The sequence below is a fragment of the uncultured Campylobacter sp. genome (assembly GCF_938015785.1).
GTDB lineage: Bacteria > Campylobacterota > Campylobacteria > Campylobacterales > Campylobacteraceae > Campylobacter_B.
Window position 1 is genome coordinate 1 of record NZ_CALLWC010000069.1, and the last position, 25562, is coordinate 25562.

Consider the following 25562-nt stretch of genomic DNA (forward strand, 5'->3'; position numbering starts at 1 on the left):
TTTGATGAAAATAAATATGAATAAGTGCTTGAAATTAATAGTAGCCCTATTTTGTGTCAATATAATGGCTGCGAGCTTAAAAGCGAATAACATAGTAAGCTATTCAAATTCTAAGCTTTCAAGCATAAATGCTAACTACTCTAGATCAAAATCAAGCACTATAAAATTTAAAAATTCCCAACAAGGAAATAAAATGAAATTTTTAAGGCAATACAAAAACATTATCCTATTACCATTTTTGCTAATTATTTCATTTTTTGTTTTTCGTATGATTTATACGGAAGCAATTAGTGAGTGCGCTCCAATGCGGCTTTTTTCAAAAAATTCTCTAAGCAATAGTGATTATGTTGAATTAAAAGCAAAATGTATAAAAAAAGCTCTGGAAAATAACGATAACCACCTTATTATGCAGTATTTTAAAAGAGAAACGAGCGAGTGTCTTGAGATTATTGATGAATCGTCAAAAATTCCGCATAATTTGATTAGAGTTAATAGCTTTGAAGAATGGAAAAAATTAAGACTTACGGATACTGACAATATAATTTGTCCTATTGGTAATCCTAAAAAGAGCAATATTGGCAATGAAAGCAAATAAATTTATAAATTCTTCAAATTTACGAAGTTGGGGCTACTCATCAAGCAAAACATTAGCCGCAATTTGAAGTGTAAATTTCAAAATTTACTATTTTATGCCGCGCGTTTTTACAGCTGCATATCCGATAAATTTAGAAGGGCGCCGCAAAAGGTGCCGTCAAAAAAGCGAAATTTAACGTGAAATTTTATATAATCCTACGATTTAATGCGAGGAGATAGGATGAATAAAAAGGCGTATTTCGGGAGTTTCGGCGGGCAATTCGTGCCCGAAACGGCGATGTTCGCGCTCGAGGAGTTGGAGGATGCGTACAGCACCATAGCGCAGACGAAGGAATTTAAAGACGAGCTGGGTTACTTGCTGCGCGAATATGCGGGGCGTCCGACGCCGCTATATCACGCCGCGCGCCTTAGCGAGCACTACGGGCATGAAATTTATCTAAAGCGCGAGGATCTTAACCACACGGGCGCTCATAAAATCAACAATGCCCTTGCGCAGGCGCTGTTAGCTAAGAAGATGGGCAAAAAAAAGGTCATCGCAGAAACCGGCGCAGGCCAGCACGGCGTGGCGACGGCGACGGCAGCGGCGCTATTCGGGCTTGAGTGCGACGTATATATGGGCGAGACCGACGCTGCGCGCCAGCAGCTCAACGCCTTTAGGATGCAGCTTTTGGGTGCAAATTTGATCAAAATCGGCACCGGTTTAAAAACGCTCAAAGAGGCGACCACCGCGGCGATTCAGGCGTGGGTGAACGAGATTGAGAGCGTATTTTACGTCATCGGCTCGGCGGTCGGGCCGCATCCGTATCCTAAGATGGTTAGGGATTTTCAAAGCGTAATCGGCGCCGAGACCAGATCGCAGCTTGCAAGCAAGGGAATAAAGGCTGATTACGTCCTAGCCTGCGTGGGCGGCGGAAGCAATGCGATAGGAATTTTTAGCACGTTCGTGGATGATCCCGCCGTACAACTCATCGGCGTCGAAGCGGGCGGCTTGGGCGCGCATACCCCTTATCACGCAGCGACCATTACTAACGGGCGCGCAGGCATCATCCACGGTATGAAAACGATCGTACTGCAGGATAAATTCGGCATGATCGAGCCCGTACACAGCATCTCGGCGGGGCTTGATTATCCCGGCGTAGGCCCAGAGCACGCGCATCTGCATGAGACGGGTCGCGTGCGATACGAAGCGGTAACCGACGATGAGTGCATCACGGCACTTAAACTGCTCTGCAGGCTCGAAGGTATCATCCCCGCGATCGAAAGCGCGCACGCGTTAGCGTATTTAGAAAAGCTCTGTCCGCAGTTAAAAGGCAGAAAAACGATCGTCGTAAACGTAAGCGGCAGGGGCGATAAGGATATGGATACCGTGATGAATTATAAAAAAGGAACGATTTATGGATAAGATCAAGGCGGCCTTTGCGGGCAAAAAGGCGAACATCGGCTATATCGTGGCGGGATATCCGAGCCCCGCGCACACGAAGGAGTTTTTGTCAAATTTAGACGAAAGCGCGATCGATCTGCTTGAGATCGGCATCCCGTATTCCGATCCACTCGCGGACGGCCCGGAAATTTTTAAAGCGAGCTTTTCCGCGGCGCAAAACGGTGTAAACGCGGAGAAGGTATTTGAAATTTTAAAAGAGGTGCAAACGCGCAAGCCGCTCGTGTTTTTGGTCTATTACAACGTGATCTTTGCCTACGGCGCGCGCGAGTTTGTAGCGCAGGCGGCGCGCTACGGCATCAGCGGACTAATAATCCCCGATCTGCCGTATGAGGAAAATGAGGAAATTTTCGCGCTTTGCGAAGAGTTCGGTATCGCGCTCATCCCGCTTATTAGCGTTACGAGCGAGCACCGTGCCGCGCGAGTTTTGAGCCGCGCACGAGGCTTCATCTACGGCGTGGGAGCTATCGGCGTGACCGGAAGTAAGCAAACTCCGATCTCGCGCCTTAAAAATATGGTCGCAGATCTTAAAAAAATGAGCGATCTTCCCGTGGCGATCGGCTTTGGTATCCGCAACTCTAGCGACGTTCGCGCCACGAAAGAATACGCAGACGGCGCTATCATCGGCACTGCGATCGTAAATTTATGCGCAAACTACAGCGGGCACGAGCTGCAAGACAAGATCGCCGAACTTTTTAATTAACGAAAAGAGCATGAAAAAGATATTTTTAATTTTAATCGCAAATTTTTGCCTCGGCGCCAATCTGATGCAATATGATCTTTTCAACCACGACGATAGCGTGGATATCGTCTTGGCGTTTGACTCCGCATACAAGCCCGACATCGTTCGCAGCGTCGATGGACAGTCGATGAGCCTTATTTTAAAGGGGCTCGGCGGCGATGAGAAATTTAACGAAATGCGTACCAACCAAAAGGTGCTTAAAAGCTTTACGATCGCGCCCAAGGGCAAGGATATCGAGATCAACTTCCCTACCGGCGCTGATCTATCAGTCGATGCTCTTACTCAAGACGGTAATCTCAAGCTCATTTTGCGCGTAAAAAATCCTGCTTTCGATCAGAGCAAGATGAGTGTAAAGAGCGAGGCGAGTGAGACGGCGCAAAGCGGTAGCAGCGGGGTTTCCATGATGCCGATAATCGTAGCGTTACTGCTTGCGGCTGCGGCTTTCGTAGGCGTGCGAAAATTTTTATCGCACAAGCCGCAAAAAAGTATCGACGAGACATGGCGAGTTTTTGAAGATGACGCTAGTATGGATGGCACTGACTTGGACGGGACGGGCATCGATAAAATTTTAAACGAATCCTCTTTTAAAAATCAGAGCGGATCAAAGAACCCAAATTATTCTGACGCGCAGGAGTTTGCGAAAAAAGATGAGGACTCCGCTTTAAATTTAAAAAATTCTAACGACTCAAAAAACGTAGATGGTGCAGATTTTTTAAGAGGCGAGAACGTGAGCGAAGAGAGCATGCGCGATAAATTTTACGATGAGGTTGCGCGTACCGAGCGTTCGGAAGCTATGGGGGCGGACGAAAACTATGAGAGCGCCGAGAATATAAGAGCAGCGGATAAAATTTCGCCGCTTAAAGTAGGCCCTGTCGAGAGCGGCACGATGGAATTTTGCGAGGGAGCAAAAGAAAGATCGGATACAAAAGAGCCCAAGGTTTCGGCATTTAGAAGGATTTTAGAAAATGAGCTGCTTAGCTCGGATACCGCAAGACCTAGCGACGTGCGAGTAGAGCTGGTGCGCGAAATCGACGAAAATAATGCTGCCGTAGTGCTAAGCTTCGCGGGCAAAAAACATCTAGTGGTACTAAAAAGCTCCAACGCTATCGATTAATGAGGCGTGGAATTTCGCAACTTGCGAGCTTTGCAACCCATAAAATTTTGCAATTTGTTAAATTTTAAAAATTACGGAATTTTATAGCGCTAGAAATTTATGCCACATTTAAGCCTCATTGCCAAAAGGTCGCGATGAGGCTTAAATTTAAAAAGAAAGAGGGCAAAGGCTCGGGTAAGCTTTAAAATTTAACCCGCGCCTTGCCCGTATAAGCTTAATCTAAAATCTTACTTCCAAATCGACGTAGAAATTTCGTCCCGCGCCGACTGCTAAAGTATCTCGCGTGCGGTTTGCGTTGATGTAGTGGCGATCGAAAATATTATTTACGCCAAAGCTCACGTCCGCGCCGTCAAGGGCCGGAATAATGCCGTTTTTGATCTTGTAGCTTCCTCTGAAATTTGCGATCGTGAAAGCTTTATCGACGTAAAAATATTCCGTTCTGCGAGCGAAATAGGAAGCGGGTTTAGAATGAGGCTTAAAATAGTGGCTTACCTCAAAGCCTAAATTTAAATCGTGCAGAGGCGAGTAAAAGGCGTGCGCGCTTAGTTTTTTGGCGTGGTTATTGATGTTTTCGTGCGTCTTTTTATTGTAAATTCTAAGTCGCTCGAAGCTCGCGCCGAAATCAAAGTCCTGCGTTTGGTAGTTTGAGCTTAGCTCAAAACCATGCCTTTTGGCTTGATCGATATTTTGATACTGCCCGTATTGTTGCGAAAAGCCGCCCGGAGGCACGCCCAGATGCGGAAGCGCCTTTATGCCGATCATATCTTCGATCTTGCCGTTAAAATAGATAAATTTCATATCGAAGTGATCGTCCGTAAAAATTTCATCCTGTTTAAAGCTAAATCCGACCTCGTACTCTTTTACGGTCTCGGGCTTTAGATCGGGATTTGGGATGTAATAATAATGTATGTTCATCGGCCCTGATTGCGATGTCTCGTGCGGAGTAGGCGCGCGGAAACTCTCGCTGTATCCCGCTAAAAGCGTAAATTTATCAAAGAGCGTATAGGCAATCGCCGCGCGCGGAGAAAATCTGGAATCTTTAAATTTAGCCGATCTGCCTTTGATGTCGCGATCGAATCTATCGTATCTACCGCCTAAGGTAAGCTCTAAATCATCGTGCAAGCGGATCAAATCCTGCGCGAAAAGCCCGTAGCTATTGTATTCGTTCGGAAATGAGGCAAAATCCGATAGCACGCCGTTTCGGATAAAGATCGCATCTTCCTGCCTATTTTCGTAATCGCCGCCGAAAGCAAAGCTGTGATTTAAAAAGCCAGTGTCGAATTCCGAGATATTTTTGATCTCTAGCCCCTTACGATCGTCTTTGTTCGTGTAACTGCCGGTATCTACGCCGTCAATGTAGCTGCGTTTATACTCGGCTCTGCTTTTATAGGCCTTGAAAGACATATCCACTAGCGGGCTTTGCGGCGTAAAATTCCAATCAAAAACATAATCTCTTTGGCTTAAATTTCCATGCACAAAGAGATCTTCCTCGTTTTTCCATAGCGTTTGCCAGACGGTGTGTAAATTTTCGTCGTAATCAAAAGCGCTGAAGCTTATGCGGTGGTCGTCCAGACTTGTGCCGATTTTGAAAAATCCCGTATCGATATGCTCGTTATTAAAGGTCTTGTCGTAGCCTTCGCCGTAGTGCGTACCGCCGTCTGCGAGCTTGATATTGCCGTAGCTTGCGCGCTTGCCGTAGAGTAAAACGTCGATCGGAATCTCCTCGCCCTTGCCGTAAACCGCGCCGCGCGTGCTATGCATATTGTTTGATTCAAGCCTCTGTCCTAGCATCAAGCCTACGTTTTTGCCCTCGCTTAGATAATCGCTCGCGCTTTTGGTTTGCATATTTACGATACCGCCGATCGCGCCCGAGCCGTGAAGTACGGACGAGGCGCCCTTTATGACCTCGACGCGCTTTAAGATGTCGCTATCGGTGCGGAAGGATGAGATCATATTGGAGTACATCCCCGCGCTTCTGCGCACGCCGTCTTGTTTGATGATGACGCGCTCGTCGCTTTGATATCCGAATCCGCGGATTTGAAACTGCCTACCGATCTGCCGCCCCATATCCATACTGCCGTCAACGCCCGGTATCTGCATGATCGAATCGATCACGTTGGTTTTGGCTTTCATATCCTTGGGGGTTAAAATTCCGGCCGAGCCCGCGTATTTTAGGTTATCGACCGCGCTCACCGTCGCTTGCACGACGATTTGACCCAGATCCTGCGACTTCGTGGCGTTGTTTTCGGCCGCATTCGCTCCGCCTATCGCGCCTATCGCAAGCGGCACCAATAAAATTCGCTTTTTCATGCCCCGACCTTTAAAATAAGATTGAAATACATTATTATATATCTGCACACTTAAATAAGGTTGAAATTTAATTTCAAAAATATTTGAAATTTGTTTTTATTGGCAGTAAGTATGCGCTCCATCTGAGCTACTTCTGCGTTTTGGCTGCGTCTTGTCCGCACCCTGTCCGCGCCGCTCCTGCACTGTTTCCGCACCTTGCCTGTGCCGTATTTAGGCAGATAAATTCGGCGTTTTTATCTCAACAAAGAGTCTAAATTTAAACGCCTGCGATTTACTTGCGTCTAAATTTAGCAATCGCCCGAGCGATTTAAATTTTTCGCTTTTCATAAATTTAGATCGGAATTTATTTACTTTTTATTTTACAAAGGATAAAATCGCGCCTAAGAGATCGGTCGATCTAGATTATTTCAGGACTTTTTCATGAATAACGTTAAATGGTACATCATCGCAGGCGCCGTGCTAGGCGTGCTGGGTGCGACGCTGGTGCATTTTGGGAATCCGGGCAATATGGGCGTTTGCGTCGCTTGCTTTTTGCGCGACACCACCGGCGCGTTGGGCTTTCACCGAGCTAGCGTGGTGCAATACATCCGCCCAGAGATCATAGGGCTCGTGTTCGGCGGCTTTTTGGCAAGCGTGCTTTGGACGCGCGAGTTCGCGCCGGTTACTGGCAGCTCGCCGTTTGCGAAATTTTTCCTAGGGATTTTCGCGATGATCGGCTGCCTTGTATTTTTGGGATGTCCGTGGCGCGCGTTTTTGCGCCTAGGCGGCGGCGATTTGACCGCGCTAGCCGGATTGGCGGGTCTAATCTGCGGCGTACTCATTGGGTTTTTGCTTAAAAAGCGCGGCTATGAGGCGAGCAAAGAGGCAAGACTTAGCGGCGCGATCGGAATTTTGCCCGTGCTACTAGGCGCTGCGCTGCTTGCGGCCTTGATTTTCGGTCTCAAAACGGGCGAGGGCGGCGCGCTTTTTATCTCCGCTAAAGGTCCCGGCGCGCAACACGCTGCGGTAGGCATCTCGCTGGCTGCGGGCATTATCGTGGGCGCGGTGATGCACAGAAGCAAATTTTGCAGCGTCGGCGCGTTCGGTAGAATTTTCCGCGGCGATTTCTCGATGTTTTGGGGCGTGCTAAGCGTCATCGTGTTTGCAAGCATCGCAAATATCGCGTTTGGACAATACAAACTGGGCTTTGAGGGTCAGCCTATCGCTCATAACGATTTCGTTTGGAATTTCTTGGGTATGGTGCTCGCAGGACTTTGCTTCAGCCTCAGCGAGGGCTGCCCGGGCAAGCATCTGGTGCAGGCCGGCACGGGAAATTTAAGCTCGGGCATATTCGTCATCGGCATGGCGGCGGGCGCTGCGATCGCGCATAATTTCTTGCTCGCAAGCTCGGCTAAAGGCATCACCGAGTTCGCTCCTTACGCGGTCGCGATCGGTTTTGTTTTCGCGCTTTACGTGGGGATTTTTCAAAGGCGCGTCGGCTAGCGCAGACATTCAGCTACAGAATTTGGCTCGATTCGCTGTCATACGCTTGGTGTAACGGCAAACCCATGCTTTAATTGCAAAATTATATACGGTGAAATTTAAAATCGCCGTATAAAATTTTGTGCCGCTATAACTTTAAAAAGTAATTTTTGTGCCTGCGTTAGTAAATTTTAAAGTTATTCTTGCTAGACTACGCATTAAATTTTGCTAAATTTAAGGTTGTTTTTTTGGAATTTACTACAATTTTTTCGGTTTTGTTTTTTGCTATTTCGCTGATTTTTGCAGCATTTTTGTCGAATAAAACTTTTAAAATTGCTGTGGGCATAATTGCACTAATTTATATTTTTGCACTTTGCTTCGATTTGTTGCTATTTTTCGTTTTTGGAAAGCATTTCGGACTATTTGTGATAACATTTTTTCGTACCTCTATAGAAAGCGCTCCGATTGCAAGTTTTGCGCGTGAAATTGCGATTTTGGTGATGATTTGCGTAGCGATCATATTACTTAGTACAATTATTACCGTACGCATTTTGCATTTTCGTCATAACTCAAAGCTTAGTATTTTATTTATGCCATGTATTTTAACAGCCTTTTTTTTAAATCCTCTTTACGATGCAGCTAGAGAATATTATCTACAACTGAATCCGCCCGTAGAAGCGATTAAGAAGCAGGTTTATCCGTATCTAACCATTCCACATCCCAAGGCTCCGATAAAGCGTAAAAATATTGTCTATATTTTTTTAGAGAGTTTTGATCGCGCCTATACTGACGAAAGAAATTTTGCCAAACTTACACCACATCTAAATGCACTCAAAAATCGTATAGATTTTTCTGAAATACACCAAGTAGTATATACTGGTTTTACTATTAAAGGGCTGTTTGGTTCATACTGCGCTACAAATTATACGTTTGCATCTGCCAAAGATATGGCTTCTGAAAATTTCACTAAAAATATTGTCTACGCTAGCGAAATTTTACACTCTTTGGGATACCATACCTATTTTATGAAGGGCGCTGACTTAAATTTTCAGGGTACTAGAGGCTTTTTGTGTCAAAGAGGTTATGACGAAATTAAGGGGAGAAGCGAAATTTTAGCCGTGGGATCCATCGGTTCATACTAACGAATGGGGTGTGGATGACGATGATATGCTTCGTGTGGCATGGGATGATTTTGAGCGTCTAAACAAAGTAGGTAGGCCGTTTTTGTTCTCACTTCTCACAATTGGTACGCACGCTCCAAGTGGATTTATCCCGCGCTCATGTGAAGGGCTAGAATATAATGAAAATGCCGTGCCAATGCTACGCGCAGTGCATTGCAGTGACCTATTAGTGAGTAAATTTATTGAGCAAATCCGCTCAAGTCCATATGCAGCGAACACAATCATTGTACTGCAAAATGATCATCCGCTATTTTATAAAAATGCTATAGATGGTGGCTTTGGCGATGGACTTAAAGACGAGCGGGACTTATTTGTGATACTGGATGATGATTTGGATGGAGAGTTCGAGATCAAAAAGCGTGGTACCTCGTTCGATACTTTTACAACTGTGCTTGGGTATTTAGGAATCTTGGATGAGATGAATTTCGGCAGAAACCTGCTCTCGCGCGAGAGCTTACCATTTGATGCCGATGATGAATTCTTTGTAAACGCAAGTAGAATTTTGTCTAAGCTTTCTTATGACGAATCGGTACGAGCACAGCAAGAGTCTAGCAAATAGACTCATTTTTGTCACCTCAAGTAGTATAAACGGATATAAAACTCCCTCGTTTTAATCCTTGCCGATTGCGATTTACATTTGAGGCATTTATTTACAACAATCATGGAATTTTGTAAATATAAGAGTTCTATATTATGTATCTAGCTAGCCGTGATATCGTAAAATTATGTTTATATTGCACCGCAAATTCGCTTTTACTAAGTGTAGCATACAGATTTAACACTTATTGCGTTTAACTGACAAGATGGATCTTGGCACTATAACCCGACCAAAATTAGCCATATATACTTTTTGGCAGCTGCCGCATACTTTTAGCGCCACGCCGCCGCGATATAGCTCCTTTAGTTTGGCGACCAGATCGATGTCGTAATCCCCGGGTTTTTCGGTGCTATCTCTTACGAGATCGACCGCGTCATTCATAAGGAAAATTCTTACCTCCTCGCCTTTTTTATGCAGGTTGTCCGCTAACCTCAATGCGTTGTAGGTATTGTCCGAGCCGTTGTACGGCTGATTTGCCAGGATCAGTAGGATTTTCATTTTGCGCTCCTCTGTTTAAAATTTTGTTGAAAGAATTCTATATCAAAGCGAGTTTGCATTACCTTAAATTTAAGCTCACGGATCGGAATGCCTAAATTTGGTCTTTATAAATTTAATTTTTCTCGCGACGAGCTTCATTTATAGCTTCGATTAGGCTTTGCAGCAGCTCGTCCCCGGCTTTCGTTTTATCGCGCGCGCCACGATTTTTGCCGTTTGAGGCGCCCGCTTCGGCGCCCTTTGCGCAGTCTTGCACGAAATACCACCAAAAATACCCGCCCACGTAGTTTTGCACGTAGCGCGGCATCGTATAATACCGCCTCATCATCGCCTGCTTGCTCGCCTGCGTAGCGTCCGACGCCGTGTTTCCGCACTCGCCGATACCGAGCTTCGAAGCGGGAAAGGCGCTTTGCAGATCGGTAAAGATTTCGCTCCAATCAGGCGCAAAGCCCTCGTTATCGTCCTCGTAGTAGCTTACGAAAAGATAATCCAGCTCCTCTTTCATATCCTGCGGCACGAATTTTCGCAGCCACTCGTGCATTTCTATTTTCTGTGCTCCGCTCGGCGTATAATACGCCGTAAGCGCCGTCTTGGCGCCTTTCTTGTGGATGAACTCGAATGCCGCGATCATCTTAGCGGCGATGAAATTCGCATCGTTCCCCAGCCAACCTTCGCCGTTTATTTCGTTGCCGATCTCCCAGATCGCGACGTAGGGCGCAAGTGCGGCGTAGGCGTCCGCAAATCTCTTTTCGTAGCTTTTCACGCTTTTGTACGAGCTCATCTCGTAGGAGTCCACGGGGCAGGCCATCACATATGAGACCTCGCTAAGCCGCCTAAAAAGAGGCTCATACTCGCGCGGGCTAATTTCTTTTGACATCACGACGCGCACTGTGGGCTTTACGGGTAGGGCTTGCAGGGCGCGCACGATACTTTGCAGCTTCGCGCCCGTCGCGTCTTGCGCGTCCTCGTACCAGCTGTCGTCGATCGTAACGCCCCAGATGAAATCATCTTTAAAATTTTGTTTTAAAATTTTGTTTTGATTTTCGCCGTAAAGCGCGCCGCAAAATAGCGCCCCGCAAAACAGCGCGAGAAATATGTGTTTGAAATAGACCATGGCTTGCTCCTTGATTTGAAATTTTAAAAATTAGCTCTTTGCTGGTCTTTTCACAACCGATCAAGCAATTAAAATTTATCTCTTGCCTCTAAGATCATAAGAATAATACGAATGAGAAAAGCCCTCTACGCTGAACATAGCAAAAGCATTAAGTGCAAGAGCCGCTAAACTGAGCAGTACCGTAGCAGGCAGCGAAAAACGCGCCAAAAATGCATTTGCAATAGCTGCAAGTACAAGCGCAATAAAGCAATATGAAAATATCGCGACGCCGCTAGTGTCGGTAAGCTCCTGATAAAATCTATAAAAAAATAGAAACGATGCGATGAATCCCAATGCAAGTAGTATTTGAGCGATGATGCCACCCGCTAAAAATATAAATAACAATACGCCTATAAATATTGCTGCAAAGGCAATGGCTACGTTGCGTAAAAGGCTGCGGCTTGCGGTAAGTTTAGAGATATTATAAATGCTAAAGATAAAAAGCACGAATGCCGCTGCGCTTAGTAGTACTCCTAATCCGCCGTAAATCCCTAATAGCAATAGCACTAGTTCGGCTATAGCTTTTAAGGCGCAGGCCGCGATAAAAGTGTATTTGATGAGTGCTACTTCTTTTTCTTGAGGGTTTGAGGGCTGCTGGTCTTGAGTGTGGAGATAGTCGTTTAAGTCCATGGTTGCTCCTTGAAATTTATGCAAAAGTATATCTAAAAAACGAATAGGTAAAGATAAATTTCAAAATTTAGCGGCTCGCCGGCGGATGTGTCGTATAAAGCAGGCGCCGCACAAAGGCAGGTAAATTTAATAGATAAATTTTAAAATTTAGATTGGAATTTCGGCGTTGACGCGGCGGGTAAAATTTTAAGCGGGCTGTAAATTTAAAAAAGATGTGAGATAAAATTTCGCGCAGATCTGCAAATTTAAAATTTACAAATCCGCGCAAACTGCTACAAGCGGGACTCGTAGCGACGTAGCGTGTAAAGACGTTTAAGCATCTTTTTGCGAGCTGAAATTTTTTGCTTTTTGCGGACTTCCGTCATCGGCTCAAAAAATCGTCTCGCGCGAACCTCGGTAACGACTAGGTTACGATCAGTCTGCTTCTTAAAGCGTCTGTAAGCTTCGTCAAATGATTCGTTCGGATATACCTTTACTCCAGGCACTTTCCTCACCGCCTTTCAAAAAAATGAGTCGTGAGTTTAGCGAAAAATTCCTTAAATTTGCTTTTGAAGCGCTTTTTTATATTTCCACACGCTCTTGTTGTTGCGAGTATCTATCATCGAAAGTTCTAAAAGTAGGCTTTCGCTTGCTTGCGCGGTAGAATTTTTGGCTGCAGAATTTAAGCTTTTTGATTTTTTAGATTCCGTCTTACCGTCGTTTGCCACAGCAGGGCTTTGCGGTAAAATTTTACCTACCAAGATGTAATCCGGCGCGTAGATCGAGCCGCTTTCTACGGCGTGATAGCCACGGCTTACGCCATCGTTGCTAAATACGAGTTCATCTTTACTTGGAGCGTCGGTGACGACTGCTTTGCCTGAATGCAGCAGCGAAATTCTAATTTTTTTGCTCAAAAATTCCGCATCCACGCCGTGCGCGTTCGTCCCGTCCAGCGGTTCGATGCCGACGACGCTGAATCTACCGCCTCTCTTGCCGACGATACGCTTTGAGAGTAGATCAGCTATGCTTTCGCCTGCAATGCGCTCCAGATACGCGTTTGGATACCCAGCATGATCTATGCCTCCGGCAAGTGCCGAATTATCCGTGCTTTTAGAGCCTTTAAGCGCAGCGCAGCCCGCAAAAAAGAAGCCCAGCAAAATCGTCAAAAATATTATTTTAAAATTTCTCATACTTTTTTCCAAATTTTATAAAATAACGTCCGCGATTATAGCGAGATTTAGTTAAATTTCGTTTTTTCTAGATAGAAATTGTAATGAATATTCCGCCCGCGCCTTTAGCTGACATTAAAAATTGCACGATATACTTCCTCTCAATCTATCAAAATTTCTCGGGGTGCTTATGAAAAAAATCATTAAAAGGGACGGAAGTTTTCAAGAATTTCAATCCTACAAAATAAAAGATGCTATCAAAAAAGCCTACAAAAGCGTCGGTACCGAGTTTGATGAAAAAGTCTTCGATAACGTAATGGGCGCGATCGTTTTCAAGGATAAATTAAGCGTAGAAGACATTCAGGATCTCATCGAGAAAAAGCTCTTCGAAGCGGGCGATTTCGACGTTTTGAAAAGCTTTATGATCTATCGCCATACGCACAAGATGCAGCGCGAGCACATTTTGGGGCTTGAAGAGGATACGACCTACATCAACTGCACTCAGACGGTCAATGAATATATCAGCAAGCAGGACTGGCGAATTTTGGCAAATTCCAATACCAGCTACTCAAACGCAGGCCTTATCAACAACACCGCCGGTAAGGTCATCGCAAACTACTGGTTAGATAAAATTTACTCTCGCGAGGAGGGCGCGGCTCACCGAAACGGCGACTATCACATCCACGATCTGGACTGCCTTACGGCGTATTGTGCGGGCTGGAGCTTGCGCGTGCTTCTAAACGAGGGTTTTAACGGCGTGCGCGGCAGGGTCGAGAGTAAGGCGCCGAAGCATTTCCGCGAAGCGCTGTATCAGATGGCCAATTTTCTTGGAATTTTACAAAGCGAATGGGCGGGCGCACAGGCGTTTAGCAGCTTTGATACATATCTGGCGCCATACGTTTTCCGCGATAAATTAAGTGACGATGAGGTTAAAAAGGCGATCACTAGCTTCGTGTTTAACCTAAACGTTCCGGCGCGCTGGGGTCAGAGCCCATTTACCAACGTCACCATCGATATGACCTGCCCGGATGATCTAAAAACGCAAATCCCTACGCATAACAATGAGCATCTATTTAAAAATTTACACGACGAGGAGCTTTTGGCAGAGGCTAAAAGGCGCGGCAAGGACTCGCTTGAGGCTTTGACTTACGGCGATTTCGAGCCCGAGATGAACCGCATCGTGATCGCGTTTTACGAGGTTTTAACGACGGGCGATAAGTGCGGTCAGCCGTTTACCTTCCCGATTCCTACGGTAAATTTAACGGAGGAGTTTGATTGGGATACGCCTGCGGCCGACGCGGTATTTGAAAACACTGCCAAAGTAGGCTCAAGCTATTTTCAAAATTTTATCGGCTCGCAATATATCACTAACGAAAATGGTGAGCGTGTACCCAATCCAAAGGCGTATAAGCCAGGTGCTGTGCGCTCGATGTGCTGCCGCTTGCAGCTTGATCTGCGCGAGCTTCTTAAGCGCGGCGGAGGGCTTTTCGGAAGCGCGGAGATGACGGGAAGCATCGGCGTCGTAACGATAAATTTAGCCCGACTAGGCTATCTGTATAAAAATAACGAAGAGGCGCTGTATGCGAGGCTGGACGAGCTTTTGGAGCTTGCAAAATCGACGCTTGAGAAGAAGCGAAAATTTGTAACCGAGATGTTCGAGCGCGGCTTGTATCCATATACGAAGCGCTATCTACCGGGCTTTAACAACCATTTCAGCACCATCGGTATCAACGGCGCAAACGAGATGATACGAAATTTTAGTGGAAATAAAGAAGATATTACGACGGAATTCGGGCGTAAATTTGCCCTTAAAATGGTTGAGTATCTGCGCGAGAAGATCCGCTCGTTTCAGGAGCAGACTGGCAATCTATACAATCTCGAAGCCACGCCTGCCGAGGGCACGACGTATCGCTTCGCCAAAGAGGATAAGAAGCGCTACTCAGATATCATCCAAGCGGGATTTGATAAAAATATATATTACACCAACTCTACGCAGCTTCCGGCAAATTTCGGAAGCGATCCGTTTGAGGCGCTGGCGATGCAAGATGAGCTGCAAAGCTCCTATACCGGCGGCACGGTGCTGCATCTGTATATGAAGGAGCGCATCAGCTCGGCCCAGGCGTGTAAGCAGCTCGTAAAAAGCGTAGTGCAAAACTACAAGCTTCCTTATATCACGATCACGCCGATTTTTAGCGTCTGTCATAAGCACGGCTACATCAGCGGCGAGCATGAATATTGCCCGAAATGCGACGAGGAACTGCTCGCAGAATACAAAGCCAAGCAGAGCAAGGGCGCCTAAATAGCGATTTAAATTTTAATCTTAATGAAAGGATGGAGAATGGAATTTCCAAAAGAGTTAGAAGCAAAACGCACAAAATGCGTCGTTTACACAAGAGTAATGGGCTATTTGCGCCCAGTAGAGAGCTTTAATATCGGAAAGAAGGGCGAACACAAAGAGCGCGTCTTTTTTGAAGAGAAAAAAGACAAAAAACAAATAGCCTAGTCGCCGCTACCGGCCAAATGCAACAAACGCATACGAAGCCGCCGCAAGCCTTAAACCTGCGCAATGCGCAGATTTACGAGATCACGCCGTTTACGATGCTTGATTTTGCCGATCACATCGCCGCGATCGCGTGGTTTTGCGGCTGCAATATGCGCTGCAATTACTGCTATAACCCACAAATTGTTACTTCACGGGGTAAAATTTCAAACGAAGAGTTTCTGCGCTTTTTGGATGCGCGCGCGGGCAAGCTTCAGGGCATCGTATTTAGCGGCGGCGAATGCACCTGTGCGAGCGATTTTATCCCGCTGGCGCACGAAGTTAAGCGGCGCGGCTTTTTGCTCAAAGTAGACACCAACGGCTCGAATCCGCAAAAGATCGAAGAGGCGCTAAGCTTAGGGCTGATCGATTATATCGCGCTTGATTTTAAGGCGCCGCGGCAGGATTTTGAGCTTATCACGAAGTCAAGCCTATACGATAAATTTCTGCAAACTCTTAGGCTTTTGCTGCGGCGAAATTTTAAATTTGAGGTGCGCACGACCGTGCATGCCGATTTTTTAAACGAAGCAAAGATCGAGCAGATGGCGCAAATTCTATACAGAGAGGGTTATCGCGGCGTCTATTATCTACAAAACTTCCTGCCTACAGGCGATAATTTCGGTAATTTAAACGCGCCGCTTGCGAGCTTTGATCCAAGCAAAATCCACACCGATCTAAAGATCAAACTTCGAAATTTTGATTAAATTTACGCCGCCACGAGCGTCTTGCCGCGATGGGCGCGATGAAATTTTATCCAGTACGCGCATTGTCCGTGCGTATTGTGCCGCGATAAATTTCGCCTTACGGGAGGCTTTAAAATTTACCTCGCCGCCGCTTGCTATGTTTAAATTTTGCTCCGTCTGCGGCGTAAAATTCTATTTTATCGAGCGCTTTAATGTTATATCGCGCAAATTTAACTTCGCGCCAAATTTCACGCCGCGTAGCCATTGCCGCTTCAAAACAAAAGGTAAATTTAGCTTGCTTTGGCTAAAATACGCCGAAATTTTTAAAAAGGCAAAAAATGGATAGAAAAAAAATCTACAATCCCTTCTCCGACGAGACCCTTACCGATCGCAAGGTCTTCGGTGGCAATCCGCAGGGAATTTTAAATTTTACCAAGGCGAAATATCAATGGGCGCTGAAGCTTTGGGATCTGATGGAGGCTAACACCTGGTTTCCTAAAGAGGTCGATACCACCGACGACGTGCGCGATTATAACTTCAATCTCACAAGCGCCGAGAAGCGGATGTATGATCTCGTGTGGAGCCAGCTGATATCGATGGATAGCTTTCAGACCAACAATCTCGCCGATAATATCAACCCCTACATCACGGCTCCGGAGATCAACGCCGTGCTCGCTCGCCAAGCCTACGAGGAGGCCAACCACAGCAAATCCTACGCCGTCATGGTCGAGGCGATCTGTGAAAATACCGATCTCATTTACGAGATGGAGAAGCACGACGATATGCTCCGCAGGAAAAACGACTACATCTCAAGCGTCTATGAGGAGCTTGCGGGCGAGGTTAGCGACGATAAGCTGCTGCTGGCGATGGTGGCGAATCAAATTTTAGAGGGGATCTACTTCTACAGCGGCTTTACGTCGATCTATGCGCTCGCGCGCGCGGGCAAGATGCTAGGCAGCGCGCAGATGATCCGCTTCATACAGCGCGACGAGATCACGCATCTGCTGCTATTTCAAAACATGATAAATTCCGTCCGCAAGGAGCGCGCCGATCTGTTTAATAAGCGCAACGTGGATAAAATTTACGAGATGTTCGAGACGGCGGGAAACTTAGAGATCGATTGGGGCAAATATATCACGGATAATCAAATCATGGGCTTTACGGACGACATTATCGAAGAATACATCCACTACCTGGTCGATCAGCGCCTGCTTGCCATTGGACTTGAGAAGCGATACGGTGCTAAACACCCGATAAAATGGGTAGATGATTTTTCTAAATTTAACGATCAAAAGAGCAACTTTTTCGAGAGCAAGGTCACGAACTACAGCAAAGGAAGCTTGAGTTTCGATGATTTTTAGCGGATTTTGCGGTTTAAAATTTTGCTCTGTCGCATCGCGGCACGGATACTTTGCAGATACTTGCCAAGGGCGGTTCGGATACGCGATGAGCGCAGAAGCCGTATTACCTGCAAAATTTTTAAAATTTAGCCGCGCTATATATTTAAAAAACGTAGCTTATGCTATTTTGGTGCGGACTGAGCGCTTCGGCTGCATTTTTAAAAACTCTATCGGTTTGGAATTTAAACAGGACGGAAACTTTTGCGGCTTTAAATTTAACGTCTGGTCGGGCAGGAGTGCGCTATGGTCTCGCTAGAGCGGCTTCGCTGCGAAAAGATGGCGAACGACATCGCCGAGCAGGTTAGCTTAAATCCTGCGCTTTTTGAGGCGTTTTGTAGCGTCGCTAGAAGCGAGTTTGCCCCGCTCGGCGCGCACGCTTTCAGCCTCAACGCACAGCCTATTTTGGCCAGTCAGTGGATCAGCTCGCCGCTGACGGTCGCGCGCATGACAATGGCGCTAAACGTGGATCCGAAGGTCGAGAAAATTTTAGAGATCGGCTGCGGCAGCGGCTATCAAGCGGCGATTTTAAGCAGGATGGTTCACCGCGTCTTTGCTGTCGAGCGCGTCGAGCGGCTGGTGGGCGAGGCGAAAAGGCACTTTGCAAATCTCGGGATTTCAAATATTAGCCTGCGCCACGACGACGGAAACGCCGGGTGGAAAAATTTCGCCCCTTTTGATAGGATATTGCTCTCTGCGTGCGCCGAGCGGATCGACGAGCGGCTGTTTGCGCAGCTGGCAATCGGCGGGATTTTGGTCGCTCCGATGAATAGAGGCGGCTCGCAAAAAATCGTTAGATTTAGTAAAATTTCGCCAAGCGAGATCAAAGAAGAGGAGCTCGGCGCCTGCGAGTTCGTCCCGTTGGTGCAGGGTCGCGGATAGATCTAGCGCGCAGTAAATTTTAAAATTTCCTACCGCCGCGGGCGCGTAAATTTAATAAAATTTTGCTTTCGCGCTTCGCCGAGAAATCAGAGTTTTATTAATTATTTATTTAAATTCAAGTACAATACACAATTTTAATCTTACAAGGATGAGTCATGCAAGATTTTAGCAAGGAAAAGATAGAGTCGCTAGTTGCCAGCTGGAAAAATCACAACAAAAACCAATTCTGGCTTAAAAAACAAACCTCGATCTCAAAGTATTTAGGCGAGATAAAGCGCTGCCTCGCAAGCTTTGATGAGACCGAGAACGAGTTTTTGCAAACTCTGTATATAAATCTCAGCGACGGCAATCTTAGAAGCTGCAAAATTTTATCTTTGGGCGAGAAGTTCGCGCACGCCGAGTATTTCTTTATGGATCAGTATTTTGATTCCAATATCAGCGCGTTTTATTACGATTTCGCTTTTAAAGACCGCATCGTCGGCAAAAAGGAGCTGTTTCCTAAAAATGCCGTAAAAAGCGTAGATAGCGTGCTTAGCGGCGAGGACAAAAACATCGTCTCGCTTTATGTTTTTATCGAAAATATCGTAAAAAATTTCAATAGCTATTCGCAGGAGCGTACCGCGCGCGATATTTTCAAACAAAAGCTAGTCAATTTTTACGATGAGCTTTACAGGCTTCTTACGGCGGTAGATAGCGCTTTGGCGATCGATTTTTTCGACGTCGCGCTACATAATCAGCCCTTCGTATTGATGGAATTTTTAAAATCCGCGATAAATGCCGATAATTTCTATCTGATCGACAGCTACCTAAGCGACGACGGGATGCTAAATTTAGGGCTTGCCGAGGACGGCGATTTCGCGCAAATTTCGCGCGAGAAGCTCTATCTGCTAGCCAGCATATTTGCGCAGTGCAACGATGAGTTTCCGACGCTCGTTTATCGCGATGAAACCGCGCAAATTTTATCCTTGCTATACGACGAAAAGGTTGAAATTTTTGAAGAATTTTACGAGGTGAGCTCGCGATTTATCGCGGAATTTACCCCGTATCCGCAGGATGTCGTGGGCGCGGCTAGGATCGTGTACTCCTCGCTATTTTTCGAATACGTGAAAAACTACAAAAGCGAAGAGGTCGCAAAAAATACGATATTTTACGGCGCGATCGGTACCGGCAAAACCCGTAGGCTGCGATCTTTGATTACCGAAAAGAAACTTGCGGCGAAAAATTTCCGCTACGTTTGCCTGCACGAAGGCTTTGAATACCGTGATTTCATCGACGGATTTTACGGCGAAAGCTTTATTAGCGGCGAGTTTAAGGCGCTGTGCAAAGAGGCGCTAAACGATTCGAAGGGCGAGTATTATTTTTTGATCGACAATGCAAGCGCTGCAAGCTTGGATAAAATTTTTGGCGAGGCGGCGGTGCTTTTGGATCGCCGCTACGACGAGGAAGACGAGCTTTCGCTGATCCGCACGAAAAATTCCCACGTAATCGACGGCTTTGAAGAGGACGAGAAAGCGCGCGCCAGCGTCCTTTTAAAGGACGGCCGCTCATATTTTGCGGTGCCTAAAAATTTATACGTCCTATGCACTCTAAGTGAGCATAAATGCGTTTCGCCGTCGATTGCAAAGGCGTTTAGATGGATCAGATGCGAGTGCGATTACGGCGCGCTTGAGGATTATTTAAGAGATCGCGAGATCGTAAACGCAAGCGCGGTCGTTGCGGTTTGCAAGGCGCTGAATAAGTTTATCGCCGATGAGGCAAGCGGCCTCGGCGCGATCGGACACGGCGTATTTATGGGGCTTGCGCGCTATCAAAACAATGCGCAGATCATGCAAGAGGGGCTAAGCGGCTTTTTCGCCGAGGTGCTTGAGCCGATTTTTAGGTGCGCAGCAAGTGGCGAAGATACCGCTACGAGCCTTAGCGAGCGCATCGCAGAAGCTAAAGGCGTGTTTAAATTTTAGCCGCCGCTTAGCAGGAATGGTTATTTGCGATGAAATTTTAAAATTTTATCGTACTGCGTTTCATTTGTGCTCACGGATACGGCGCGCGAAATTGGGTTTAAATTTTATTTTATGCTGTGCGGGATTACAAGACGATTGTAGCGCTATTTTATTTGCTGTGCAGCACATCGACTGGATTGATTAAATTTGCTATAAATTTAGACTTGAAATTTCAATCCTCGCTCGGCATGCTTATCGGAGCGCGGGCACGGAGTTGGATTGAAATTTTGATCTTTAAATTTAGCCTCAGCCGCTAAATTTACACAAAATCTTTATTTTGAAATTCTGCAGTATCTCTACGCGGAATTTTGCTTGTCGGCGCAATCGCCGTTTTGATTAAGTTTAATTGAATTGAAGCAAGCCTGTGGGGATAAAACAGCGCATGCTTTTAAATTTAGCCCAAAAGTCCCGCGCCTTTTATCCTCTGCGAGCGATCTGCTGCGTAGATCCTCTTCCCGCCTACTACTTTGCCGCCCTCGATTTTGCCGCCCTTTACGTCGTATTTCCAGATCGGCGCGGTCGCCTTGAAATCCTCCACAAACTCGTTTATTAGCGCCAGAGCGACCTTACGCTGCGGGCTTACGACGCCTGCTACGTAGGAGCTTTCGTGGATAGGCACATCCCCGTTTGCATGTGCAAAAAGCACGAATGCGCCCTGTGCCGCGGCCTTTTGCTGCCAAGCTTCGAACCAAGTTCGCAAAATCGGCTCGTATATATCGAAGCTCAATGCGCAGATGCCGCCCTCTGCGCGCACGATACCCACGAAAGTGATGAACGCGCCGCAATTTGCGTCTTTAAATTTAGCGTACCAGCGCGATAAAATCGCATTCACATCCAAGTTGCCCTCATAAATTTCAGGCTCAATCCCGTTTAAAAGTTCTGGATTAAATTTAACTTCGCTCATCGCCGCCTCCTAAGCTTAGCCGCCGCAAACGGGAGGCAAAAGGCTCACGCGATCGCCGGATTTAAGCGCGAAATTCGCATCATAAATCATCTTATCATTTACCGCCACGGCGCAGTTTGCAAGCCACTCCCGCAAACTTTCGTCCTTTTGCAGCTCCGCTTTTACCTCTTGCAGGGAGCTTGCGTTTAGGCGCAGGGGCTCGCGCCCGATCGGCCCTAAAAATTCTACCTCTACCATTTTTGTCCTTTTTTAAAGATTGGGCGATTTTAACCAAAAATTTATAAAATTTTATATAATTACGCAAAAATTTAATGAGGAAAAACGATGAAAATCGATGAAATTTCGACTCCCGCTTACGTGTGCGAGGAGCAAAAACTGGTAAAAAATTTAGAAATTTTACGCGGCGTAGGCGAGCGAAGCGGCGCAAAAATTTTATGCGCGCTAAAAGGCTTTGCGTTTAGCTTCGCGATGCCTTACGTTGACAGATACCTCTGGGGTGCTACTTGCAGCGGTCTGCACGAGGCGAAATTTGCCGCGGAATTTATTAAAAACGGCGAAATCCACACATACTCGCCCGCGTTCAAAGAGGACGATTTGGATGAAATTTTAAAAATTTCAAACCACGTCGTGTTCAATAGCGCCGCGCAGTGGCAAAAATACCGCGCAAAGGCGCTCGCTGCGGGAGCATCGTGCGGCTTGCGGATAAATCCGCAGACCTCCTTCGCGCCCAAAGACGCTTACAATCCGTGCGGCAGCTTTAGCAGGCTCGGGATGAGCCTTGAAGCGCTGCAGCGGGCGATCTTGCAAGACGGCGAGTTTCTGCGCGGCATCTCGGGGCTACATTTTCATGCGCTGTGCGAAGAGAGCGCTCAGAGCTTAGAGCGGGTGCTCGAGGTTTTCGAGGCGAAATTCGGCAAGTATTTTAGAGCCCTAAAGTGGCTAAATTTCGGCGGCGGGCACCATATCACGCGTGCAGGTTACGACGTGGAGCTGCTGATAAATTTAATTAAAAAATTTCGCGAAAAATATGGAGTCGAAATTTATCTCGAGCCTGGCGAGGCGGTAGGCTGGGAGTGCGGATATTTGGTCGCTAGCGTGCTTGACATAGTAGAAAACGGCGCTAAAATCGCTATTTTAGACGTCTCTTCCGAAGCGCATATGCCCGATACCGTGCTGATGCCGTATCGTCCTGCGGTGCGCGGCGAGAGCAAGAACGGTAAATTTAGCTATCGCTTCGGCGGAAATACCTGCCTCGCAGGCGATGTCGTAGGGCTTGAGCGCGGGCAGCCCGAGTATAAATTTGACGCGCCGCTAAACATCGGCGATCGGGTGATTTTCGAGGATCAGATCCATTATACGATCGTGAAAAACACGACCTTCAACGGCATCAAGCTGCCCGATCTCGTCTTAGCGGACGAGCGCGGAGAGGTTTTGGCAATCAAAAAATTCGGCTACGACGAGTATGCGAGGCGAAACTAGCGCCGCACTTAATGCAAAAATGTAATTTTGCTTTGTAAGAAAATTTTTTGCAAAAAATGATATAATCGGCTTGAATTTTATATCTAAGGAAATCCATGAAAAGATTGTTTCTCGCGCTTTTCGCCTGTATTTATGCGCAGGCTGAGGAGAAAAAATATGCCGATATCGTGCAGGGAAATAGCGATGTTTGGGGCAATGCAAGGCTTGAAAACATCGATAGCTACGGCAACGGCTTCGGCCCGATTTTTCTGCAATTTCAAGGACATCTGCAAAGCTCGGGCTTTTTTGCTTGGTTGGCGCTGGGTGCGGTTTTGGGCGTAATCATAGCTTTTATTGGGCACTACGCGATCATAGGACCGAAGCACTTCGATCATCATGCGGGCAAGCCGATCTACGCATTTAATAAATTTGAGCGACTATATCATCTCGTAGCGGCCGTGGCATGGGCGATCTTGGTTCCGACAGGCTTGATTATGATGTTTGGCGAAGAATTCGGCGGCGGCGCTTTCGTGAGGTTTTGTAAAAACGCTCACGGGCTAGCTACGATAGCGTTTGCAATCTCCGTCGTGCCGATGTTCTTGCTGTGGTTTTGGCGCATGCTGCCGCGAGCTTACGATATCAAATGGATGATGATCGTGGGCGGCTATTTAAGCAAAAAGAAGCGCGCGATCCCTGCGGGTAAATTTAACGCAGGCCAAAAGGCGTGGTTTTGGGTCGCGACTTTAGGCGGTATAGTGATGATAGCGACGGGTGCGTCAATGTTTTTCCTAGACTACGATATCCCCGCAATGAGAAGTGCGCTAGGTATGAGTCAGATCGAAATTTTAAGAGCAAGCGCGATTATTCATAATTTTTTGGGCGCGGTCTGCGCGGTATTTTTGCTCGTGCATATCTATATGGCGGTCTTTGCGATCAGCGGCGCCATCCACTCGATGATCGATGGACACAAGCCGGAGGAGGAAGTTTACGTCCTTCACCACTACTGGTATCGCGAGCTGCTGGATAAGGGGCAGATCGCCAAATCGCAATTTGAAGCGAAGTACCCGCGCTTATAACTTGGGTAAATTTTATGCGGGCCTGCTTGCGCGCGGCTCGCATTAGCTTTGAGGTTCAAAGAATTTTATTTTTAAGGATTACATATGCAACTAGATTGTCGCAATTTAAATTGCCCGGAGCCGCTTTTGCGCGCTAAAAAAGCCCTCGGCGAGTTAAAAATCGGAGAGAATTTAGAAATTTTAGTAAACGACGTAGCGCCTCGTGAAAACATAAAGCGCTTTTTGGCTAAAAACGGCTTTGAAGCGCAAATTTCACAAGCGGGCGCCGACACGCTTATAAAAACCGTAAAAACGGACGAGCTGAAAGACGAAAGTATCGACGATATTTATTGTGACGTCACGGCGCCAAAAAGAGGCAAGGTGATATTCCTAAACGAGGAGCAGTGCGGAAGCGGCCCGATCGGAAAGAGCTTGCTTGCTAAATTTTTAGGCGCGGCGCTAAGCTTAGACAAAAAGCCCGTAAAGGTTATCTGTGTAAATAATGCCGTGCTTATAACCACGAACCGCGGCCACGAATGCTTTGAAGCGATCAAAAAGCTAAACGAAGCGGGAGCTGAAATTTTAAGCTGCGGAAGCTGCCTGGAGGGCTACAAGCTAGTCGATAAGCTCGCAATCGGCGAGATTTCAAACGCATACGAAATCATGGACATCCTATCAAAATACGAAGTAATCAAACTATGATCTACAGAGATTTTAACCTCACGAAATTTATTGCAGCCGCCGGTTGAGCCGCCAAGCTTGACCCGGCGGGTCTAACCGAAAATCTTGGAAATTTAATCGAGCCTAATGCAAGCCTGCTGTCGTCCACCTGCAGCAATGAAGATGCGAGCGTATTTCGCATAAATGACGATCTTGCGCTCGTGCAGACGCTCGATTTTATCACCCCTTTGGTGGATGATCCGTTTATCTTCGGACAGATCGCGGCGGCAAACTCCCTAAGCGACGTATTTGCGATGGGCGGCGAAGTGATAAATGCCCTAAACATCGTGGGTTTTGACGATTGTCATTTCTCAAACGAAATTCTGCGCGAAATTCTGCGCGGCGGCAAAGACAAGATCAAAGAGTGCGGAGGGGTCTTGGTGGGCGGTCACACCATCTCTACCCCCGAAATTTATTACGGACTTAGCGTCACGGGGCGCGTGAATCCGCGTAAATTTTGGAGCAATAACACGGCGCGCGAAGGCGACCTGCTGATCCTAACAAAACCTCTCGGTACGGGCATCATCGCTACGGCTATTAAGGCGAAATTTCTTAAATTTGAAGAATTTCGTGACGCGATAGAGAGCATGATTTTGTTAAATTTTTATACTGTGGGCGCGTTAGCGGGTCTAAAAATACATGCTGCGACCGATGTGACGGGCTTTGGACTGCTTGGACATGCGCTTGAGATGATTAATGAGAGCGTGAGTTTTAAAATTTATCCTAGCAGAACCCCGCTTCTAAAAAACGTTACCAGATGCCTTGATGAGGGGTTGATCCCTGCAGGAAGCTATAAAAATTTGAAATTTATCGCGCCTGGTGTCGATTCCGAGCCGGACATAACGCTTTGTGACGCGCAAACCAGCGGTGGACTTCTGCTTGCCGTAGCGGAAAAGGACGCGGCTCAAGCGCTTGTAAATTTAAAAAACGCAGGCTACGCTAGTAGCGCTATCATCGGCGAAGTTATAGCACATGCCGAGCATAAAATTTATTTAGTTTAAAATCTTTCCTATTCAGCCCCCTTTAAGCATCGCTCTTGTATAATCACAATTCTGTTTCGCAC

Annotated in this window: 24 protein-coding genes and 1 pseudogene; 17 read left to right on the top strand and 8 right to left on the bottom strand. The window is 46.6% G+C overall.

The window, feature by feature from the left end; genetic code table 11:
- The 4 genes from Q0393_RS10080 to Q0393_RS10095 form a co-directional block, all read left to right on the top strand.
- A partial coding sequence (locus Q0393_RS10080) for a hypothetical protein (protein ID WP_298979922.1) occupies positions 1-595 on the top strand: 595 nt, incomplete at its 5' end.
- Positions 596-814: 219 nt separating this feature from the next.
- The gene (trpB, locus tag Q0393_RS10085; RefSeq protein WP_298979924.1) at positions 815-1996 is read left to right on the top strand and encodes a tryptophan synthase subunit beta; all 1182 of its coding nucleotides are present in this window, start codon (positions 815-817) and stop codon (positions 1994-1996) included.
- Positions 1989-2735 carry a tryptophan synthase subunit alpha gene (gene trpA, locus Q0393_RS10090; protein WP_298979925.1) on the top strand — a complete coding sequence of 249 codons (747 nt, stop codon included), beginning with the start codon at positions 1989-1991 and terminating at the stop codon, positions 2733-2735. Before trpB ends, trpA begins: the two co-directional genes overlap by 8 nt.
- 10 nt (positions 2736-2745) lie before the next feature.
- Complete coding sequence (locus Q0393_RS10095; protein WP_298979926.1) at positions 2746-3888, top strand: hypothetical protein; 1143 nt, start codon at positions 2746-2748, stop codon at positions 3886-3888.
- Between the two features lie 219 nt (positions 3889-4107).
- Here Q0393_RS10095 and Q0393_RS10100 read toward each other — a convergent pair whose 3' ends face one another.
- Positions 4108-6198 carry a TonB-dependent receptor gene (locus Q0393_RS10100; RefSeq protein WP_298979927.1) on the bottom strand — a complete coding sequence of 697 codons (2091 nt, stop codon included), beginning with the start codon at positions 6196-6198 and terminating at the stop codon, positions 4108-4110.
- A gap of 420 nt (positions 6199-6618) precedes the next feature.
- Here Q0393_RS10100 and yedE point away from each other — a divergent pair, with 420 nt between their 5' ends.
- From yedE to Q0393_RS10115, 3 genes are all read left to right on the top strand, one after another.
- Complete coding sequence (gene yedE, locus Q0393_RS10105; protein WP_298979929.1) at positions 6619-7680, top strand: YedE family putative selenium transporter; 1062 nt, start codon at positions 6619-6621, stop codon at positions 7678-7680.
- 227 nt (positions 7681-7907) lie between these two features.
- Complete coding sequence (locus tag Q0393_RS10110; RefSeq protein WP_298979930.1) at positions 7908-8801, top strand: hypothetical protein; 894 nt, start codon at positions 7908-7910, stop codon at positions 8799-8801.
- Positions 8802-8811: 10 nt separating this feature from the next.
- Positions 8812-9399 carry a sulfatase-like hydrolase/transferase gene (locus Q0393_RS10115; protein WP_298979932.1) on the top strand — a complete coding sequence of 196 codons (588 nt, stop codon included), beginning with the start codon at positions 8812-8814 and terminating at the stop codon, positions 9397-9399.
- A gap of 216 nt (positions 9400-9615) precedes the next feature.
- Here the strand turns inward: Q0393_RS10115 and Q0393_RS10120 are convergent, their stop codons facing one another.
- From Q0393_RS10120 to Q0393_RS10140, 5 genes are all read right to left on the bottom strand, one after another.
- The gene (locus Q0393_RS10120) at positions 9616-9936 is read right to left on the bottom strand and encodes a DsrE/DsrF/TusD sulfur relay family protein (protein ID WP_298979934.1); all 321 of its coding nucleotides are present in this window, start codon (positions 9934-9936) and stop codon (positions 9616-9618) included.
- A gap of 112 nt (positions 9937-10048) precedes the next feature.
- Complete coding sequence (locus tag Q0393_RS10125) at positions 10049-11047, bottom strand: hypothetical protein (RefSeq protein WP_298979936.1); 999 nt, start codon at positions 11045-11047, stop codon at positions 10049-10051.
- Positions 11048-11122: 75 nt separating this feature from the next.
- A complete protein-coding gene (locus Q0393_RS10130) occupies positions 11123-11716 on the bottom strand; it encodes a hypothetical protein (RefSeq protein ID WP_298979937.1) in 594 nt (197 codons plus the stop codon).
- Between the two features lie 272 nt (positions 11717-11988).
- Positions 11989-12201 carry a 30S ribosomal protein S21 gene (gene rpsU / locus Q0393_RS10135; protein WP_005869392.1) on the bottom strand — a complete coding sequence of 71 codons (213 nt, stop codon included), beginning with the start codon at positions 12199-12201 and terminating at the stop codon, positions 11989-11991.
- Between the two features lie 51 nt (positions 12202-12252).
- Entirely contained in the window at positions 12253-12885 is a 633-nt protein-coding gene (locus Q0393_RS10140; protein WP_298979939.1) for a hypothetical protein, read from the bottom strand.
- Positions 12886-13054: 169 nt separating this feature from the next.
- Between Q0393_RS10140 and Q0393_RS10145 the strand changes: the two are divergent.
- The 6 genes and pseudogenes from Q0393_RS10145 to Q0393_RS10170 all read left to right on the top strand — a co-directional run bounded on the left by Q0393_RS10145 (position 13055) and on the right by Q0393_RS10170 (position 20323).
- A pseudogene (locus Q0393_RS10145) lies at positions 13055-15367 on the top strand (ribonucleoside triphosphate reductase).
- Between the two features lie 17 nt (positions 15368-15384).
- Positions 15385-16107 carry an anaerobic ribonucleoside-triphosphate reductase activating protein gene (locus Q0393_RS10150; RefSeq protein WP_298979940.1) on the top strand — a complete coding sequence of 241 codons (723 nt, stop codon included), beginning with the start codon at positions 15385-15387 and terminating at the stop codon, positions 16105-16107.
- A gap of 317 nt (positions 16108-16424) precedes the next feature.
- On the top strand, positions 16425-17447 hold the full coding sequence (locus Q0393_RS10155; protein ID WP_177387058.1) for a ribonucleotide-diphosphate reductase subunit beta: 1023 nt from the start codon (positions 16425-16427) through the stop codon (positions 17445-17447).
- An 85-nt stretch (positions 17448-17532) separates the two neighbouring features.
- Positions 17533-17742: a hypothetical protein gene (locus Q0393_RS10160; RefSeq protein WP_298979941.1), complete on the top strand. Its 210-nt coding sequence runs from the start codon at positions 17533-17535 to the stop codon at positions 17740-17742.
- Positions 17730-18365, top strand: a complete 636-nt coding sequence (locus Q0393_RS10165; RefSeq protein ID WP_298979942.1) for a protein-L-isoaspartate(D-aspartate) O-methyltransferase — start codon at positions 17730-17732, stop codon at positions 18363-18365. The genes Q0393_RS10160 and Q0393_RS10165 overlap by 13 nt, the downstream gene beginning before the upstream one ends.
- A 155-nt stretch (positions 18366-18520) precedes the next feature.
- The gene (locus Q0393_RS10170; RefSeq protein ID WP_298979944.1) at positions 18521-20323 is read left to right on the top strand and encodes a hypothetical protein; all 1803 of its coding nucleotides are present in this window, start codon (positions 18521-18523) and stop codon (positions 20321-20323) included.
- Between the two features lie 433 nt (positions 20324-20756).
- Here Q0393_RS10170 and Q0393_RS10175 read toward each other — a convergent pair whose 3' ends face one another.
- On the bottom strand, positions 20757-21266 hold the full coding sequence (locus Q0393_RS10175) for a molybdenum cofactor biosynthesis protein MoaE (RefSeq protein WP_298979946.1): 510 nt from the start codon (positions 21264-21266) through the stop codon (positions 20757-20759).
- A 15-nt stretch (positions 21267-21281) separates the two neighbouring features.
- Complete coding sequence (locus tag Q0393_RS10180) at positions 21282-21503, bottom strand: MoaD/ThiS family protein (RefSeq protein ID WP_298979948.1); 222 nt, start codon at positions 21501-21503, stop codon at positions 21282-21284.
- Positions 21504-21590: 87 nt separating this feature from the next.
- Between Q0393_RS10180 and nspC the strand changes: the two genes are divergently transcribed.
- The 4 genes from nspC to selD all read left to right on the top strand — a co-directional run bounded on the left by nspC (position 21591) and on the right by selD (position 25500).
- Positions 21591-22745, top strand: coding sequence for a carboxynorspermidine decarboxylase (gene nspC / locus Q0393_RS10185; protein WP_298979950.1), 1155 nt, complete (start codon positions 21591-21593; stop codon positions 22743-22745).
- A 95-nt stretch (positions 22746-22840) separates the two neighbouring features.
- The gene (locus Q0393_RS10190; RefSeq protein WP_297882979.1) at positions 22841-23800 is read left to right on the top strand and encodes a formate dehydrogenase subunit gamma; all 960 of its coding nucleotides are present in this window, start codon (positions 22841-22843) and stop codon (positions 23798-23800) included.
- An 84-nt stretch (positions 23801-23884) separates the two neighbouring features.
- Complete coding sequence (yedF, locus tag Q0393_RS10195) at positions 23885-24481, top strand: sulfurtransferase-like selenium metabolism protein YedF (protein ID WP_298979952.1); 597 nt, start codon at positions 23885-23887, stop codon at positions 24479-24481.
- A complete protein-coding gene (gene selD, locus Q0393_RS10200) occupies positions 24481-25500 on the top strand; it encodes a selenide, water dikinase SelD (RefSeq protein WP_298979953.1) in 1020 nt (339 codons plus the stop codon). The genes yedF and selD overlap by 1 nt, the downstream gene beginning before the upstream one ends.
- The last annotated feature ends 62 nt before the right edge of the window (positions 25501-25562 follow it).

Coding starts and splice junctions, on each gene's coding strand:
- Q0393_RS10160 (WP_298979941.1), top strand. CDS start 17,533: ATGAGCGCAGAAGCCGTATTACCTGCAAAATTTTTAAAATTTAGCCGC.
- Q0393_RS10190 (WP_297882979.1), top strand. CDS start 22,841: ATGAAAAGATTGTTTCTCGCGCTTTTCGCCTGTATTTATGCGCAGGCT.
- nspC (WP_298979950.1), top strand. CDS start 21,591: ATGAAAATCGATGAAATTTCGACTCCCGCTTACGTGTGCGAGGAGCAA.
- Q0393_RS10175 (WP_298979946.1), bottom strand. CDS start 21,266: ATGAGCGAAGTTAAATTTAATCCAGAACTTTTAAACGGGATTGAGCCT.
- Q0393_RS10095 (WP_298979926.1), top strand. CDS start 2,746: ATGAAAAAGATATTTTTAATTTTAATCGCAAATTTTTGCCTCGGCGCC.
- Q0393_RS10170 (WP_298979944.1), top strand. CDS start 18,521: ATGCAAGATTTTAGCAAGGAAAAGATAGAGTCGCTAGTTGCCAGCTGG.
- Q0393_RS10165 (WP_298979942.1), top strand. CDS start 17,730: ATGGTCTCGCTAGAGCGGCTTCGCTGCGAAAAGATGGCGAACGACATC.
- Q0393_RS10130 (WP_298979937.1), bottom strand. CDS start 11,716: ATGGACTTAAACGACTATCTCCACACTCAAGACCAGCAGCCCTCAAAC.
- Q0393_RS10180 (WP_298979948.1), bottom strand. CDS start 21,503: ATGGTAGAGGTAGAATTTTTAGGGCCGATCGGGCGCGAGCCCCTGCGC.
- Q0393_RS10120 (WP_298979934.1), bottom strand. CDS start 9,936: ATGAAAATCCTACTGATCCTGGCAAATCAGCCGTACAACGGCTCGGAC.
- Q0393_RS10150 (WP_298979940.1), top strand. CDS start 15,385: ATGCAACAAACGCATACGAAGCCGCCGCAAGCCTTAAACCTGCGCAAT.
- yedF (WP_298979952.1), top strand. CDS start 23,885: ATGCAACTAGATTGTCGCAATTTAAATTGCCCGGAGCCGCTTTTGCGC.
- Q0393_RS10155 (WP_177387058.1), top strand. CDS start 16,425: ATGGATAGAAAAAAAATCTACAATCCCTTCTCCGACGAGACCCTTACC.
- Q0393_RS10100 (WP_298979927.1), bottom strand. CDS start 6,198: ATGAAAAAGCGAATTTTATTGGTGCCGCTTGCGATAGGCGCGATAGGC.
- trpA (WP_298979925.1), top strand. CDS start 1,989: ATGGATAAGATCAAGGCGGCCTTTGCGGGCAAAAAGGCGAACATCGGC.
- trpB (WP_298979924.1), top strand. CDS start 815: ATGAATAAAAAGGCGTATTTCGGGAGTTTCGGCGGGCAATTCGTGCCC.
- yedE (WP_298979929.1), top strand. CDS start 6,619: ATGAATAACGTTAAATGGTACATCATCGCAGGCGCCGTGCTAGGCGTG.
- Q0393_RS10125 (WP_298979936.1), bottom strand. CDS start 11,047: ATGGTCTATTTCAAACACATATTTCTCGCGCTGTTTTGCGGGGCGCTA.
- Q0393_RS10140 (WP_298979939.1), bottom strand. CDS start 12,885: ATGAGAAATTTTAAAATAATATTTTTGACGATTTTGCTGGGCTTCTTT.